9 protein-coding genes are annotated in these 15,463 nt (G+C 45.0%); 5 read left to right on the forward strand and 4 right to left on the reverse strand.

Annotated features, from left to right (window positions below; all coding sequences use genetic code 11):
- Positions 1-185 precede the first annotated feature (185 nt).
- Genes FKN08_RS18965 through FKN08_RS18975 form a run of 3 tightly spaced genes read left to right on the forward strand, consistent with a single transcriptional unit; the run spans position 186 to position 5,084 of the window.
- A complete protein-coding gene (locus FKN08_RS18965; RefSeq protein ID WP_170892696.1) occupies positions 186-1,472 on the forward strand; it encodes an ABC transporter substrate-binding protein in 1,287 nt (428 codons plus the stop codon).
- On the forward strand, positions 1,472-3,826 hold the full coding sequence (locus FKN08_RS18970; protein WP_170892697.1) for an ATP-binding protein: 2,355 nt from the start codon (positions 1,472-1,474) through the stop codon (positions 3,824-3,826). Before FKN08_RS18965 ends, FKN08_RS18970 begins: the two co-directional genes overlap by 1 nt.
- Positions 3,816-5,084 (forward strand): sigma-54 dependent transcriptional regulator, encoded by a 1,269-nt coding sequence (locus FKN08_RS18975; RefSeq protein WP_074190641.1) that lies wholly within the window; start codon positions 3,816-3,818, stop codon positions 5,082-5,084. Before FKN08_RS18970 ends, FKN08_RS18975 begins: the two co-directional genes overlap by 11 nt.
- An 88-nt stretch (positions 5,085-5,172) precedes the next feature.
- Here FKN08_RS18975 and FKN08_RS18980 read toward each other — a convergent pair whose 3' ends face one another.
- Both FKN08_RS18980 and FKN08_RS18985 read right to left on the reverse strand, forming a co-directional pair.
- Complete coding sequence (locus FKN08_RS18980) at positions 5,173-5,829, reverse strand: lysoplasmalogenase (RefSeq protein WP_170892698.1); 657 nt, start codon at positions 5,827-5,829, stop codon at positions 5,173-5,175.
- Positions 5,830-6,125: 296 nt separating this feature from the next.
- Positions 6,126-7,274, reverse strand: coding sequence for an iron-containing alcohol dehydrogenase (locus FKN08_RS18985; RefSeq protein ID WP_006742257.1), 1,149 nt, complete (start codon positions 7,272-7,274; stop codon positions 6,126-6,128).
- 206 nt (positions 7,275-7,480) lie between these two features.
- Between FKN08_RS18985 and FKN08_RS18990 the strand changes: the two genes are divergently transcribed.
- A complete protein-coding gene (locus tag FKN08_RS18990) occupies positions 7,481-8,362 on the forward strand; it encodes an AraC family transcriptional regulator (protein WP_164665609.1) in 882 nt (293 codons plus the stop codon).
- Positions 8,363-8,639: 277 nt separating this feature from the next.
- The gene (locus tag FKN08_RS18995; protein ID WP_170892699.1) at positions 8,640-11,804 is read left to right on the forward strand and encodes a glycosyl hydrolase family 18 protein; all 3,165 of its coding nucleotides are present in this window, start codon (positions 8,640-8,642) and stop codon (positions 11,802-11,804) included.
- A gap of 97 nt (positions 11,805-11,901) precedes the next feature.
- On the opposite strand, the gene glgC is transcribed toward FKN08_RS18995, so the two are convergent.
- Together glgC and FKN08_RS19005 are read right to left on the reverse strand one after the other, a co-directional pair.
- Positions 11,902-13,119 (reverse strand): glucose-1-phosphate adenylyltransferase, encoded by a 1,218-nt coding sequence (gene glgC / locus FKN08_RS19000; protein ID WP_006742254.1) that lies wholly within the window; start codon positions 13,117-13,119, stop codon positions 11,902-11,904.
- A 410-nt stretch (positions 13,120-13,529) separates the two neighbouring features.
- Entirely contained in the window at positions 13,530-15,278 is a 1,749-nt protein-coding gene (locus tag FKN08_RS19005) for a formate--tetrahydrofolate ligase (protein WP_170892700.1), read from the reverse strand.
- Positions 15,279-15,463: the final 185 nt, after the last annotated feature.

Below are 15,463 nucleotides of genomic sequence, written 5' to 3' on the forward strand. Positions count from 1 at the left end.
ATTGATATTTAGGTTGAGTCAAAAACGGGAATTTAGAACGTTAGGCTGACACTTGTTACTGATAAAATATGCTTAGTTCTGGTTGAAGTGCGTCAATAGTGACTCAAACATACTCTGTAAGATTTTTTGACAATCTTTCATAGATTTGAGTTACCGCACACTATTTAAGGTTTTTGGTTAATTTGATGGCTTATTTCAAGCAATTTGGGCGTCGTTTACTTCTTGGTGCGGCGCTTTATGCACCACTCACAATGGCAGCAGAAAAAGAGTTGGTGATACTCACGACCTTCTCTCAAGCACCAATCACTGCTTTGGTGGATGACTTTACGCAGCACTATCCTGATGCTGAAGTCCGAGTGGTTCACCGACGCACTCAATCAAGCCTGCAATTGCTCAGCAAAAGCTACATGAAGGATATCGACTTGGTGTTGAGCTCGTCACCGTTTCTGATGCAAGAGCTGTCTAATGAACATCGTTTGGCTGATATGTCGTCGCGTGTGCAAGTGCCGAAATGGTTGTCCCCTTATCTATTACCCAATAACGATCAAGTTGTAGCGTTTGGATACTCCGGCGCCGGGATTGTTTGGAACAAAGATTATTTGGCCGCGAACCATTTACCAGAACCGACGCGTTTTCAAGATCTGACCAACCCACTGTACTTTGGTCACGTCACCATGAGTACACCAAGCCGCTCCGGAACCACGCAATTGATGGTCGAGAGTGTGCTTAGTCAATATGGTTGGCAAGAGGGCTGGCGGATTTTACTCAATGTGGGAGCGAACCTCGCGACGATCTCTTCTCGCAGCTTTGGAGTGGCGGATTACATCGCCAAAGGTAAGTTTGGTATTGGACCAACGATTGACAGCTACGCACTGATTGCGCAACGCAAGTTCGACTACGTTGGCTTTGCTTATGATCAAGACTTTACGCTGATGCCTACTTATATTGCACAAATAAATCGGGGCAAGAGTGATAAGTTGGCAGAGTCCTTTATTGCTCTCTTGCTTTCGAAAGAAGTACAAGAGCAGATGGAAAGCAGCACCTTCTCCAAAACAGCGCTTGACGATACGGCTCGATACGGTGGAGAAAATCCCATCCTCGACCTAGAACAGGTAATGCCACGCGAAGCGTTAATCAACTTGATTTTTGATACCGCGATCACCAAGCGTCTTCCTGAGCTTCAAGACGCTTGGCTCTCGCTCATTAAATTGAATCGACTCGCCGCCGGAAAACCAGAGAAACAACGTTCGCTACAAGCCATTGAAAAACAACTGTTTGAATTGCCACTGAGCAAAGCGCAAGTAACCCAAATTGCGCAAAAGCTGTCGACCATGGATAAAGATTCCGAAGTTGGCATGACGCACTACCAAGCGTTGTTGGCTGAGTTTTCCCATGAACTGGGGCGTGCGATGTCGGAAAAATTGGACAACGTAAATCAGCAATTGGCTCAATGGCGAGGGAAAGAGAAGTAGTGTTATACCCGAAATACAAAACCATTGGCGCCCGCTTAATTGCCGCATTTGCTTGCAGTACGCTCTTGCTTACCGTGGTGTGTTTGGTCGCTTGGGCGACATGGAACAGCTTGGATAATCAGGTGCGCCTTTTGTTGGAAGATAGCGTGCCTAAATATAACGCCAGCTATTTTCTCGAAAGTAAAACCAGTGAAATTAACCGCCGCGTAGAAGCGCTGCAAGCGGTAGACAACAAAGTACAGCTGACTGAACAAGCCATGCAGGTCAACGAGCAATTGGCTTCTATCTCGACAGTTCTGAAAAGCAATAAGATGAGCTCGGAGTTTTATCAATTGCTCGAATCGGAAGCTGGCCTTGCCTCGCTACTGGAAAAGTACGTGGATATGATTTCAACTCGCATCGATCAAACTCGCCGCGTCGACCAACTGATGGAGCAGATTAACTGGCTTCACCAAGATATTCGCTCTGAGCTCAAACCGGTTCGACAAGAAGTGCATTGGCAGATTGAGCGGGTAAACGACTCGAAAGAAATTCAAAACTTGCTGGTGCAATTGAGTACTTTGCAACGGGTCATCGATATTGAATCGGCGGTGTACGACATGGCGATTGATGTTGCTGGCGCATCAATGCCGGAGCAGGTCGACAATGGGATGAAGGTGATTCACTTTCGTTTGATGGATCTGCAAGAAAGCAGTACAACCTTAATGAATCAGCCAACCTCAATCGCTTACAAACAGTTATTGCAAGAACTTGTGGTTGTGTTGAGTCCAGAAGGCGCGTTCGATAAACAATTGATGTCATTAGTGACGCTGAACGGCGACATTCAGAAAATACAAGAGCAAATCGCGCTCAGCATGGAAGCCATTCATCAACAAATTGGTGAACTGGTTTCTACTGCGGACCAAACGTTCAAACAGGTGAAGAGTGAAACCGCCGAGCGTGTGTCTTACGGAAACCACGTTTTGATCGTCTGCTTTAGTTTGTCGATCATGACGAGCATGTTCTTGACGTATTACTTCATCAACCGCCGCATTGTGGCACGTTTGATAGGGTTAGGTGACAGTATTGATGCCATCATCAAAAACGACCTGAGTCATCCGGTTGTGGTAGACGGCAACGATGAGATCGGGCGCTTGAGTGAAAAGCTCATCGAGTATGGTGACAAGGTTCAGGAAATTCAGCGGACTAACGCCTTGAGCCTAATCAACAACACCACGGCGAGTTTGATTACCAGTGATCTCAATGGTGTTGTGGAATCAGCAAACTTAAGTGCGCGTAAGTTATTGAAACTTGGTGAGGTTAACGAAAGTTATCCGATTTGGGAGTACTTCCCAGAGAGCTGTCGAGAACAACTGAAAAAGGTATTCAATGGTTCTCATTTGTGGATTGAACTCGGCAAAATTCATGTGACATTGTCACTTGGAGACGAGAAACCAAAGTATGTGCGTTTCGATATTCGTCCTTTCGCTCATGGTGCTGAATACAAACTGATCATGACCATTACGGATGTCACTCATCAAGAAATGACTACGCGTACCTTGGAAAGTCGAGTGTTAGAAAAAACGCAAGATTTGCTGCTGAAAAACCAGCAGTTAGAAAACGAAATCGAAGAGCGTATTCGAACCGAAGACAATCTTAAAAAGACGCAAGATGAGTTGATTCAAGCTGCAAAAATGGCGGTTGTAGGGCAAACCATGACCAGTTTGGCGCATGAGCTTAATCAGCCATTAAATGCGATGTCGACGTATTTATACAGCGCGAGAATGTTCCTTGAACAGGAATCTCCAGAAAAGGTTGGTGAATCCATTACCCACATCGAAGGTTTGGCGACTCGGATGAGTAAGATCATCAACAGTTTGCGCCAGTTCGCTCGCAAGCCAGAAGGTGAAAGAGAAGTGAAGTCTGTAAGCGTTCATGAGGTGGCGGAGCAAGCATCCACCATTGTGAACACGCGAGCGAAGCGTCAACAGATCATCATAGAAAACCAGTTACCTGATGATGTAAAAGTGCAAGGCGATATGTTGGCGCTAGAACAGGTCTTCATTAACGTCCTAGTAAACAGTTGTGATGCGTTGATGGAAATCACAAGGGACGAACAAAGACGGATTCAAATGGCGCTGGTGGAACGAACCAGCCAAACCACACTGATTGCGATCAGTGACAACGGCATTGGGTTTGGCGAAGATATCGTGCAGCGGATTTTTCAGCCTTTTGTTTCGACAAAAGAAGTTGGTCTAGGGCTGGGGATGAATATTTGTAAGTCATTAATAGAAAAGCATAAAGGAAGTATCTACCTCGCTTCCTCATTAGAAAAAGGTGCGATGGTTGTGTTGGAGTTACCTAATGAGCAATAACCCATATTCAGTATTATTGGTCGATGATGATCAGGATGTTTTGGACTCTTATTCGTACTTGATGAACATATCATCAATCAAGTCAAAGGCCATAAACGACCCAACACAAGCACTGCAATACGTCTCTCCAGAGTGGGCGGGCGTTGTTATTCTCGATATGTACATGCCGCAAATGCATGGATTAGAACTGCTTCGGATGATCAAAAACGTCGATGAGCGAATCCCTGTCATTGTGATCACTGGGCACGGCGATATTCCAATGGCGGTTGATGCAGTAAAGCAGGGCGCGTGTGAGTTTTTAGAAAAACCGATCAATCCTTCTGAGCTCTTAACACTAGTAAAACAGCAGCTTGAAACTCGAAGCAGCCAGGTGGAATTGCAGTTAAAGGCGGAGAAATCTATTTCGCGCTCATTAATTGGCAAGTCTGCGCATATGGAGCAGATCCGCAAGCTTGTTGCTCAATACGCGTTACTGGACACGCACGTGGTGGTTTATGGTGAGTCGGGCACTGGGCGTCATAGTGTCGCGGGGTTAATTAAAGACATGATGTCTAAGAGTGAAGAAACGGAGTATGGCTCTTTTGCTCTCAGTGCAAGCACAACAATGGATAGTATTGATGACGCCATCGACAAACAGCAGTTGTGTATACTTGTGTTAGAGAACTTACCTGAACTGCCTGAAGAGGGGCAGCGGCATCTGGCTCAATTATTACTGGCGCGAGAACGTTGTGGCAAAAAGAATCTGCGTGTTGTAACGATTTTTGACTCAGAGCCAGAAGAGTACATCGCCAAAAATCAATTGCTGCCGGAGCTGTACTATCTGCTCAATCAAGGCGTGGTTCACGTACCGCCATTGCGTCAGCGCCCTGACGACATCGTGACGATATTTCATTACTTCTTAAAACTGAGTTGTAAGAAATTAGGCAAAACGTTGCCAAATGTCGACTCTAGCTATCTTGCGCTACTGAGAGGATACCCGTGGCCGGGCAACATCCGTGAGCTAAGAAACATCGCTGAGTTATACGCAATCGGAATTGTTAAGTTAACGGGTAAAGAGCGCATCTACTCACAAAATGAGATTCAGCTTCCATTGGATGATTTAGTTGACGATTTTGAAAAGCAGCTCATAGAAGATGCGCTATTTTTGCACTCCGGGCGAATTACCGATGCGGCAAACCATCTGCAAATACCGCGTAAAAAGCTGTATTTGAGAATGAAAAAGCACGGAATTGAAAAAGGCAATTACAAGTCGCGATAACAAAAAGCGTTTGAGGTTTACATCAGTAGGCTTAAACGCTTTTTCATCATAATTCAGAGTGATGAGCAACAATCTAAGGCATAGAAAATTAATTGATCACTGTGAGATACGGATAACGAACAACGATGGCAACAACGGACATAACCATCAATGTTTGTGCGGAATAGTAGGTCACCATTACGACTTGTCGCGAAAATACGGATCGTCCCCCGAAGCGTTCAAAAGCTAAGACGGTACCAGAAACGATGAAGATAAAGCTTCCGAGCACTGCAAACGAGGACGATTGTGTTTTTCCACTCAAATAATACTCGATAGCAGCCCAACACATGGTCATCAATACCAATATGTAGCTGGCAACCGGGAGCTTTTCTTGACCAAGGTCCGGTCGAAACAACCAATAGAAACACACACCGAGTCCAAATAAAGCAATAGGGAGCCAAGGCGTAAAATGCCAAGCGGACATGATGGTAAAACCGTAGCTATAAGAAAGATGGGCAGAGCAGAAGAGCACTAATCCGGTAATAAACTTATCTCTAGGGAGCATTAATAGTAGATCACCAAGCAACGAGAGCGATAAGCCAACCAAAATCCAATGCGTGTATGGCATATGATAGGCAGGAGACTGGATTAAAATCCCTAACATACAGAGCACTGGTAATGGTTTGGATACGTAGAAAAGCCACTTAGGACCTTTACGGATACTGATGATATGTATGAATGCTAATACTACAACAACTAGCCACATAAAATGGATTCTCGAACAGACAAGCTAATGTAGTGGATAACTACAACAAATAAAAGGTCCATTAAATGAGTAAGTTAGACCTTTGAATTCAATTTTATTTTTGTTTGTGTAAAGCTAGACAGTTGTCTCTTTACTGACCTACACGATCAATGAGTTTGTAGGGATTAATCGTTATTTTGAGGAGTTCCCGAATTTGAACGTGATGAAGCTTACAAAATAGCATAAAAAAACGGTATTGTGACCGTTAAGTCACAATACCGTTAAACCCTAGAAAGGGCAGTGAACTGTTTTTGCTGTTAGGCAACAGCGAGTTCTAAAATTTCACGACTACGTTCAAGAGTAATCGCTTGGTTTTCACCGAGAACGGTCATTCCGTGTTTGTTGAGTTGTTCGATGATGGCATCGATCGCTTGTTCACGACTTTCACCATAGTTTTCTAGCTTAGTTGCGACATCAAGTTGATGATAAAACGCTTCGATCGCTTCGATGGTACGTTCAGCAAGGTCGTCTCCAGCTTCAAGTCCAAATACGTTGCGACCCATTTGCTCTAGCTTAGGACGTTTAAATTGCATTTGGTTGCGAAGTAGCGATGGTTGGACGATTGCAAGAGAACGTGCATGATCGACGCCCCATAGAGCCGTTAATTCATGGCCGATCATATGTGTCGCCCAGTCTTGTGGAACGCCACTACCAATTAACCCGTTCAATGCTTGGTTAGCAGACCACATTAAGTTTGCGCGCCACATATCGTCGTCTCGCTCGGCAAACTGTTCTCCGAGTGTTTTTAAGGTTTTCAGCAGTGTTTCTGCATAGCCATCTTGAACCATTGCGCCAGTAGGAAGCGTCAAGTATTGCTCACATACGTGCACCCATGCGTCAACAATGCCGTTGATCAACTGGCGTTCTGGCAATGTTTTCATTACATCCGGGTCTAACACCGCAAATTTAGGCTGTACTGCTGGAGACATGAACGGAAGTTTGTCTTGAGTTTCTTTTTTAGTGATAACTGCGCCCATGTTTGACTCTGAGCCTGTTGCTGGCAGTGTCAAAATTGCAGCTAGAGGCGTCGCTTCAGTGACTTGGTGTTTACCAATCATGATATCCCAGCCATCACCATCATACTTAGATGCTGCTGCTACGTATTTAGAGCCATCAATGACTGAACCACCACCTACAGCAAGAATAAAGTCAACACCATGTTCTTTTACCATTGCGACCGCTTTATCGAGCGTCTCTTTGGTTGGGTTGGGTTCAACACCAGAAAACTCTAGCCATTCATGTCCCTCTAGTGCTTCTGAGACTTGGTCGTACACGCCATTCTTTTTAATTGAGCCACCGCCGTATACCACTAAAACTTTTTGGTCGGATGGGATAGCTTCTTTGATTGCAGCGATTTGTTTTTGACCAAAGAAAATCTTGGTTGGGTTTACATAAGAAAAGTTCATTATTAGCCCTCTTGCTTCCAGTAAAGGAGATTGAATACGTGCATATTAGTCCTGATTGACGTTCGTTAATAGGTCGATTTCTGCAAATAATCTGCCTATTTCTACAAAATTGATGCTCTTGAGCTAGAAAGTTAAAGTCGAGAGGAAGTATAGTGCACGAAATGATAATAGAGACCAAACTCGTTGGTCATTGATGGAGCGCTCTAATGCACACTCTCGCAGATATCATGCAGCAATATGTTGAAAAGCAGGGACTGCATGACTTAGAAGGTATGAAGAAAACCGCAATAGATGGCGTATGGTTTTATCGCAGTAGCAAAGGAAATCATCGCCAGCCGTTTGTCTATCAGTCTGGCATTATTGTATTAGGTCAAGGACATAAGAACATTCATATCGGTGATACACCTGTCCAATATGGGCCCGATGATTACCTTGTCGTAGGAGTTCCCATGCCCCTGGAGTGCGAAGCGTTTGCGACAAACAATGAGCCTTTACTTGGCATCTCGATAGATATTTCGCCAACGCTTCTTCATAAGCTCGTTAAAAAACTTGAGGCTGAGAAATTCAGTAATAAGTGCCTGGACACTACCCGTTGCGGCCTTAAATCGGTACACATGAGCGAAGGTATGCTGGATGCATGCAAGCGACTAATGAGCGCGTTGTGTAATGAGCTGGATGTTGTCATGCTCGGTGATCTACTTCTTGAGGAAATTGTTTATCGCACTTTGGTAAGCAAAGAAGGGTATGTTTTATTTGACTTAGCACACCAAGAAGGCTCTTACGCGAGGGTCGCTAAAGCACTGAATCGTGTTCATCAAGCGTACCATGAACAGTTGAGCGTACAAACATTGGCAGAAGAAGCCAATATGAGTGTGTCTGCTTTCCATCAAGCTTTTCGCAATGTCACGCTTGAATCTCCGTTGCAATACATTAAGAAAGTTCGACTTAATAAAGCGCGCGAGTTAATCCAGTTGGAGGGGCGACGTGTTAATGATGCCGCGAGACTGGTCGGGTACACGAGCCCATCACAGTTTAGTCGCGAGTACAAGCGACATTTTAATGAAACGCCAAGGTCAACAAAGGCTTAGTGATCTTTATTTCAAAATAACGACTTTTTTTGCCTTTTTTATTAATTTGCGAGTGACATATTTATTTGATTTATAAAATTAGTTACTGGTGCCAAATAATAGGTACGTTGTTGCAAGCATTTAGTGGATTGTTGCGAGGCGGTGTGGAAAACTCGTAAATAGATAGTGTGAAATCACCAACTTGTACTTAAGTTATTTTACGTCGAAATAAAAGTATAAGTGCGCTTTGTTTAGCGCATTTAGTATTGTTTTAACAATAACTTAAGGAAGAGCGATTATGCACCTTAAAAACGGCAACGCAGTGAAAAGCGTGTTCACACTAAGCACTCTCACCGCTTCTTGTCTTATGGCCTTCAATAGCTACGCAGCGGTTGACTGTGCCCCTCTAGAAACTTGGCAATCATCAAAAGTTTATAACGGTGGTGACCAAGTTCAACATGAAGGTAATGCTTACAAAGCACGTTACTGGACGCAAAACAGTAACCCAGCGCAATCTGGTGAGTGGGGCGAGTGGGAAACACTTGGCGCATGTGATGGCACTGGGCCGGTTGATCCACCTCAGAATGAAGTCCCGACTGTTACTCTGACATCGCCTTCTGCGTCGGCTTCTGTGACTGCGGGGGATGTTGTTAACCTAGCTGCAGATGCATCAGATACCGATGGAACCGTTAGCAAAGTAGAATTCTTTGTTGATGGCGTATTAGTTGGTCAGGCAACGTCTGCGCCTTATGCTGCGTCATGGACAGCGACTGAAGGCCAGCACGCATTCTCTACTAAGGCGTATGATGATGCAGGTGCAGTAAGCACAGCAAGCGCTGTGACGTTAACTGTGGCACCAGCACAACCTGGTAACGAAGCGCCGACAGTGGATGTTGCACTTTCTGCGACTTCTATTGACTTGGGTGGCTCCGTCACACTGACTGCGAATGCCGCAGATGCGGATGGCACCGTTGCTAAAGTTGATTTCTATGTGGCGGGTGTCCTTGCTGGCACCGCAACAACTGCACCATACACGCTTGATGTAACGCCTTCACAAGCTGGTTCGTTAAGTGTTTATGCGAGAGCAACCGATGATGCCGGAGCAACTGCAGATTCTGCACTTGCGACGTTAACGGTAAACGGTGGCGCGGTGACATCTAACTGTCGCCCTGATGGCTTGTATCAAACAACGGGTGTAGACGTTCCTTACTGTTCTATTTATGACGAAGAAGGTCGCGAGAAAATGGGCGCCGATCACCCACGTCGTGTGATTGGTTACTTTACTAGCTGGCGCGCAGGTGAGGACCCTCAATCTACTTACCTTGTTAAAGATATTCCTTGGGAGCAACTTACTCACATTAACTACGCGTTTGTGAGCATTGGTTCTGATGGTAAAGTAAACGTTGGTGACGTTAATGACCCTAACAACCCTGCTACGGGTAAAACTTGGCCTGGCGTTGAGGTAGATCCTGCTCTTGGCTTTAAAGGTCACTTTGGTGCGCTAGCGACTTACAAGCAAAAACATGATGTTAAAACGCTAATCTCTATCGGTGGTTGGGCTGAAACGGGCGGTCACTTCGATACGAACGGCAATCGTGTAGCTGATGGTGGCTTCTACACCATGACGACGAATGCGGACGGTTCTATTAACCATGCAGGCATCGAGAAGTTCGCAACTTCAGCCGTTGAAATGATGCGTCAGTACAAGTTCGATGGTCTGGATATCGACTATGAATACCCGACATCAATGGCTGGTGCTGGTAACCCTTACGACAAAGACTTCATGGAACCACGTCGTCAGTATCTATGGGCGTCTTACCAAGAGCTGATGAAAGTATTGCGTGAGAAACTTGATGCGGCATCCGCGCAAGATGGCATTCATTATATGCTGACTATCGCAGCACCATCTTCAGGTTACCTACTGCGTGGTATGGAAACCTTCGATGTAACTAAGTACCTAGACTACGTAAACATCATGTCTTACGACTTGCATGGGGCTTGGAATGATCACGTTGGTCACAACGCAGCATTATTCGATACAGGTAAAGACTCGGAGCTAGCCCAGTGGAACGTATACGGCACTGCTGCATACGGTGGTATCGGTTACTTGAACACAGACTGGGCTTACCACTATTTCCGTGGTTCTATGCCAGCAGGTCGTATCAACATCGGTGTTCCTTACTACACCCGTGGTTGGCAAGGTGTTACTGGTGGTGAAAATGGTCTGTGGGGCCGAGCAGCACTGCCAAACCAAGCTGAGTGTCAACCAGGTACCGGTGAAGGTGAGAAGAACAACTGTGGTCACGGTGCTATTGGTATCGACAACATGTGGCACGATACAGACCCCAAAGGCAACGAAATGGGTGCTGGCTCTAACCCAATGTGGCATGCGAAGAACCTAGAAAATGGTATCTGGGGCTCTTACGCAGCCGCTTACGGTCTTGATCCAGTTAACGATCCTTCGGATAAGTTTGTTGGTACATATACTCGTCATTACGATAGCGTTGCTGTAGCGCCTTGGTTGTGGAACGCAGAGAAAAGCGTGTTCCTATCTACGGAAGATAAAGCTTCTATCGAAGTGAAAGCTGATTACGTTATCGATAAAGAAATCGGCGGTATTATGTTCTGGGAACTGGCAGGTGACTACAACTGTTACGTACTGGATGCAAATGGTAATCGTACGGCAGTAGATGCAACTGAACAAGCTTGTGCAGCTGGTAATGGTGAGTACCACATGGGTAACACTATGACCAAAGCTATCTACGACAAGTTTAAGTCTGCAACACCTTACGGCAATAAAGTTGCGACGGGTCCAACACCAACAGAAGCGGTAGACATTACAGTCAGCGTTGGCGGCTTTAAGGTTGGCGACCAAAACTACCCAATTAATCCGAAGATCACGTTTACGAACAACACTGGTCAAGCGATCCCTGGTGGTACTGAATTCCAGTTTGATATCCCAGTATCAGCTCCTGATAACGCGAAAGATCAATCTGGTGGCGGTTTGAAAGTCATTGCTTCTGGACATACTCGAGCAAACAACATCGGTGGCTTAGATGGCGTAATGCACCGCGTATCGTTCTCTCTACCTGCTTGGAAAGATTTACCAGCGGGCGGTACTTACGAGCTTGATATGGTTTACTACCTACCAATCTCTGGTCCGGCTAACTACTCAGTGATTTCTGGTGGTAAAGAGTTTGCGTTCAAGTTTGAACAGCCAGAACTGCCAATTGGTGACCTAAATGCAGGCTCGGGTGATGGTGGTACTACTGAACCAGGTACGTGTGATACGACAGGTTTAGTGACATACCCAGCTTTACCACAAACGGATTGGGCTGGTAACCCAAGCCACGCAAACCAGGGTGATAAGATCATCCACAACGGTGTGGTTTACCAAGCGAATTGGTGGACAGCGGCTGAGCCGGGCACAGATGGTAGTTGGTCAACGGTATGTAACATCTAATCGTTTTTGATTAACTGTTATAGCCTAACGTTAATAGGCTCTTAAACAAAAGCGCACGATCATCATCGTGCGCTTTTTTGTTGCGATGGTTTGTCGTTTAATCGAATTGATAACTTTCGGGTATGACGACAATACCTTTGTCTGAGATTTTAAATCGCTTCGCATCTTCTAGTTTGTTGATGCCAATTTGAGTATGTGGCGGAATACGAACATGTTTATCAACTATGCAGTTGACCAACTGACTTCCTTCACCGACCTCTACGTCATCAAAAATGATGGAATCGACAACCGTTGCACTGTCTTGAATACGTACGTTAGAGGAAATGATGGAATGCTGTACTGAGCCTCCAGAATTGATGACACCGGTAGCAATGATGGAGTTAATAAAAATACCTTCATTGCCCGTGGCTGACGATACGGTACGAGCTGGTGGAAACTGCGGCTCGTAAGTACGAATCGCCCAATTGGATTGATATAGGTTCATTGGTGGTACAGGCTCTAGCAGATCCATATTCGCTTCATAGAAGGAATCAATGGTACCCACATCGCGCCAGTAGCAATCCTTATCAACGCGCCCTTTACTGCCACAGAATTGATAAGCATAAACGGATTCCGTATCAATCAGCTTAGGTATGATGTCTTTTCCGAAGTCATGGCTTGATGAATCGAGTTTTGAGTCGTCTTCGAGTGCTTCTTTTAAAACATCCATATCAAAGATATAAATCCCCATGGAAACGAGGCTTCTGGTTTTACTGCCTGGAAGGGTAGGTGGGCATTCTGGTTTTTCTATAAATGAAGTAACTAGCCCGTTTTCTGCGGTGCCCATTACCCCGAATGCTGAAGCATCCTCTACGGGAACATCCATACAGGCAACGGTGAGCTTAGCACCTTTCTCTTTATGCTCTTCAAGCATTGCGGCGTAGTCCATTCGATAGATATGATCGCCGGATAACACAACCACATACTTCGCGTCATTGCGCGATAGTAACCACATGTTGTGATAAATCGCATCAGCGGTTCCTTCATACCATGCACCACCTTTGCGCATTTGAGGTGGAACCGCAGTAATGTACTCGCCAAGCTCTGGATTGAATATCGACCAACCATCTCGCAAGTGTTTTTGAAGTGAATGAGATTTGTATTGGGTCAAAACAAGGATTTTACGTAAACCTGAGTGTAAACAGTTGGTTAGTGTGAAATCTATAATTCTATACTTTCCGCCAAAAGGTACTGCTGGCTTGGTTCTATCATCGGTGAGTGGGCTGAGTCTAGACCCCATCCCTCCAGCTAAAATTACGGCGAGTGCGTCTTCCATATTATTCCCTTTCCCTTTTTTGCATGCATCAAAACGGTGCTAACCAGGAGGAAGTGGTGTACAGCGCAGAGGTTTTGAAAGTGCATGTGCTGATGTGTTTACTACTGCAAACTTTAGTACAAGATTCGAGCCATAGAATATCTCTTTAAAAATCAAAGGGGTTAAAAGTTCATCGCAAGGTAATTGCACCACATTAGTGAAGTGCTAAGTAGGCCGTGCATCAAATTGGCGCAAGATTATAGGGAAGGGGAGAAAATAAGTATGGATTTACAATGTAAAGTGAGGATAAAACAGTAAGATAAAGATAATCAAGCACGCCTCTTCGTCTGTTCAAAGTGAGTGGATATAGAAATAAACCACTCACTCTTTAAACGTGCTTTCTTTATAGTCAACTATACGTTGATGTTACACTAAGAGAGACCGACGATATTTCCTTCATCATCAAGGTCTAAATTCATAAATGCAGGTTTATCAGGCAAACCTGGCATAGTCATCACCGTGCCTGATAACGCATACACAAACCCAGCGCCAGCACACAGACGTAACTCGCGGATAGGGACTGTAAAACCTGTCGGCGCGCCTTTGACAGCGGAATCTGTTGTTATCGATAGAGGAGTTTTCGCTATGCAAACCGCTAAGTTGTTAAAACCTAGATTTTCAAAATGGTTGAGCTGTTCAGTAGCAAGGGAACTCATTTCTATATTGGCGGCACCATAGCCAGCTTCACACACAGCCATAAGTTTTTCGTGTAACGATTGTTCTTTACTGTATAAAGGACGAAACTCTGTAGGCTGGGCACAAGCGTCAATAACATGTTGAGCTAACTGAGTTGTGCCTTGCCCGCCTTGCGCAAAAGCGGTGCTGATAGCGACTTTAACTTCCGGATTAAATTGCTGAACCAGCTCTTTAAGTATTTTAAGCTCTTTCTCACAATCTTGCGGAAACTGGTTAATAGCGACAACAGCTGGAATGCCATATTTATGGACGTTATTAATGTGCCATTTTAAGTTTTCAAATCCCGCTTCCAATGCTGCTTGGTCTGGATTAAAAATGGAATCTGGAATGGCCATACCTGGTCGTAAATCGTAGTGTCCAGAATTTGCTTTGAGGCCGCGTAATGTCGCTACTATCACTACACAATCTGGCGCCTTGCTGGCGGCGGCAGCTTTAATGTTACACGCTTTCTCAAATCCCATGTCCGAACCAAACCCCGCCTCTGTTACAGTGTAACTTGATAGTTTTAACGCGATATCGTCGGCAATAATGGATGAATTTCCATGGGCGATGTTTGCGAACGGGCCTGCGTGAATCAACGTAGGAACACCTTCCAGAGTTTGCATCAGTGTCGGTGCAATGGCCTCTTTTAATGTCACTGCCATTGCTCCTGCAACTTGCAGATCCTCAGTGGTTACCGGGTTTCCGTTCAAATCGTACGCTACGACAATTTTCCCAATACGCTGACGTAAATCTTTCAAATCTTTAGCCAGTGCAATGATAGCCATTAACTCAGACGCGGCAGAAATATCGAACCCTTCGTCGCGTTCGTATCCATTGATGACTTTTCCTGGCTCATTTAACCCAATTTTGACTTTACGTAGTGCACGATCATTATGGTCCATTACTCGTTTCCAAGTAATGCTTGCCGTATCGATTTTAAGTGCCTTTAATCCAGTACGTGCTTCAAAGGCATCATAGCCTTCGCGTTGTTCATGATACAAGCGAGCATCAAGCGCGGCTGAAGCTAGATTATGCGCCGCCGTCACCGCATGGATGTCACCAGTAAGGTGTAAGTTCAGTTCTTCCATTGGAGCAACTTGGGAATAACCACCGCCAGCAGCACCGCCTTTAATACCGAATACAGGCCCCATAGAAGGTTGTCTAATACATGCGATAACGGATTGTCTAAGCTTAGCTAAACCTTGCGCCAGTCCGACAGTTGTAACGGTTTTTCCTTCGCCAAGTGGGGTAGGAGTGATCGCAGTAACAAGCACAAGCTTACCGTTATCATTCTCTTTTAGCCGCTCCAAACATTTTGGATGGACTTTGGCTTTGTGCTTCCCGTGAGTGTCATATTCTTCGGGTAGTAACCCTACTTTTTCCGCAATAACATCAATAGAAGAAAGTGGTGTGTTTCGGCAAATTTCAATATCTGACTGCATGGATAATCCCTAAAGTGACTCGCAGGTAGTGTTGAAAAACAATCTGAGTTGGAGCAAGTATTATTGTTGGGCAAACGTTTGCTCGGTGATAGTACGGTTTCGATTCGGTATGTAAAGAGTTTACTGCTCTATACTGTGCTACATACTAACAAAATCTACTATTTACTGCGCCAGATCAAAACAAA

Origin of the sequence: Vibrio sp. 1-2 (7-a) (assembly GCF_013048515.1) — a bacterium.
GTDB classification, from domain to species: domain Bacteria; phylum Pseudomonadota; class Gammaproteobacteria; order Enterobacterales; family Vibrionaceae; genus Vibrio; species Vibrio diabolicus.

Excerpts from the sequence above, each read along its gene's own strand:
- FKN08_RS18995 (WP_170892699.1), top strand. The coding sequence starts at position 8,640 with ATGCACCTTAAAAACGGCAACGCAGTGAAAAGCGTGTTCACACTAAGC.
- glgC (WP_006742254.1), bottom strand. The coding sequence starts at position 13,119 with ATGGAAGACGCACTCGCCGTAATTTTAGCTGGAGGGATGGGGTCTAGA.
- FKN08_RS18975 (WP_074190641.1), top strand. The coding sequence starts at position 3,816 with ATGAGCAATAACCCATATTCAGTATTATTGGTCGATGATGATCAGGAT.
- FKN08_RS18990 (WP_164665609.1), top strand. The coding sequence starts at position 7,481 with ATGCACACTCTCGCAGATATCATGCAGCAATATGTTGAAAAGCAGGGA.
- FKN08_RS18980 (WP_170892698.1), bottom strand. The coding sequence starts at position 5,829 with ATGTGGCTAGTTGTTGTAGTATTAGCATTCATACATATCATCAGTATC.
- FKN08_RS18965 (WP_170892696.1), top strand. The coding sequence starts at position 186 with ATGGCTTATTTCAAGCAATTTGGGCGTCGTTTACTTCTTGGTGCGGCG.
- FKN08_RS18985 (WP_006742257.1), bottom strand. The coding sequence starts at position 7,274 with ATGAACTTTTCTTATGTAAACCCAACCAAGATTTTCTTTGGTCAAAAA.
- FKN08_RS19005 (WP_170892700.1), bottom strand. The coding sequence starts at position 15,278 with ATGCAGTCAGATATTGAAATTTGCCGAAACACACCACTTTCTTCTATT.